Source organism: Thermogemmatispora sp., assembly GCF_042408735.1.
GTDB lineage: Bacteria > Chloroflexota > Ktedonobacteria > Ktedonobacterales > Ktedonobacteraceae > Thermogemmatispora.
In genome coordinates this window covers 1-1,388 of record NZ_JBHOQV010000164.1, presented here as the reverse complement: position 1 = coordinate 1,388, position 1,388 = coordinate 1, and the positions used below count along the sequence as shown (strand labels likewise).

The window sequence follows — 1,388 nt, the reverse complement described above, 5'->3', positions numbered from 1 at the left end:
AAGTAATAGATCTGGCGCACCGCATGCGGAGTGATGCCGTCCTGGAGCTGCTCTGGGTAATACCAGAGGCCCCGTGCACACGCAATTGCATCCACAGTACAGATCCCGACCGCTCGGTGATCAGGGTGGACCTCATCCTTTTTCCAGGGATCGAAGGTGAAGACAACATCAGGTCGGAGCTGGCGGATCACCAGCGCGATTTCCCGCCGCAACTGCAGGCAGGGTTCCACTTCCCCATCGGAATACCCTTCCAGAAAGGTCACCGTCTGCACGCCGAGCACGGAAGCTGCTTCGCGTTGCTCCTGCTCCCGAATCCTTGCCAGGTGCTCGGGCGGTAAGTGTGGATCATCACTGCCTTTATCCCCTCGCGTCACCAGGAGATAATGGACCTCCTTTCCTTCACGAGCCAGTAATGCAATGGTACCCCCACAGAGGTGCTCAGCGTCATCTGGATGGGCTTGCACCACGAGAATGCGCTGCCCGCCAGGCGGAAGCAGAACAGAAGAAGTGGATTCAGGCATAGGGACGCTCATCTCCTTTCCCGAGCACGTCGCTGCTGAGAGACAGCTGCTGCTGACTTTGAGACAACACCTTCTCTTGTTCTAGTGTGCTCCTTATTATATCATCTCTTCTGTTCTCTTGAAGTTCTCATCGACAGGGAGGAAAGGGAGGGGGATGTCGAGTCGAGGTATGAGAGACCCCTGAAATGAAACGCTTCTGCCAGGGACAGGCCTGCCTGCCACAGCCCCGGCCTTCTCTGCCCAACTCCGCAGAGAGCCACGGGGCTGCCAGGATGAGATGATGTCAGATCAGAGTATCTCCCTGAAGATGGGATCACGCAACGAGGTGGCAAAGAGATGTGGATAGCCGCGGCAATGCCGTTGCAGGGAGAGAAGCAAGGCAATCTGCTTGTGGCTGTCCTTCCCCCACTGCAGCAGGCGGCGGGTGGCCGGCCCGGCGGGCTGGATGCCATCGCTGCGTTCGAGCCAGTCGATCCAGCCGCCGGGGCGGGTGACGCGCACCAGCTCGCGGACAACGCCGGGCCAGGCCTGGGCGGGAATGGCAGCCACCAGCAGCCTCTGATGGGTGTAAGTGAACTGCTCGTCCGGGAAGGGGAGGCCCTCCAGGATATTAGCGCGCACGAAGAGGCAGTGCGGCGGCACCGGCTGCGGCAGCGACGCGAGCGAGACGTCGACCCCCACCACGATGGCCTGCGGGAAGAGGGCCTGCATCTCAAAGGCCCAGATCCCAGTCCCAGTGCCCACATCCAGGATGGTGTGGGTCCCTGGGGTAAGCGGGGCCAGATAATGGTTGCTCAGGGTGCGATACAGGGCATGGTGCTGGTAATTGAGCCGCTGGTCTTCCAGCGGGTCCTTGGGCAAGAGGTA

Annotated in this window: 2 protein-coding genes; both read right to left on the bottom strand. The window is 60.5% G+C overall.

The window, feature by feature from the left end:
* Positions 1-521, bottom strand: a 521-nt coding sequence (locus tag ACFMO7_RS18450) for a PIG-L deacetylase family protein (protein WP_376796960.1), incomplete at its 3' end; no start/stop codon positions are given.
* A 288-nt stretch (positions 522-809) separates the two neighbouring features.
* A partial coding sequence (locus ACFMO7_RS18445; RefSeq protein ID WP_376796959.1) for a class I SAM-dependent methyltransferase occupies positions 810-1,388 on the bottom strand: 579 nt, incomplete at its 5' end.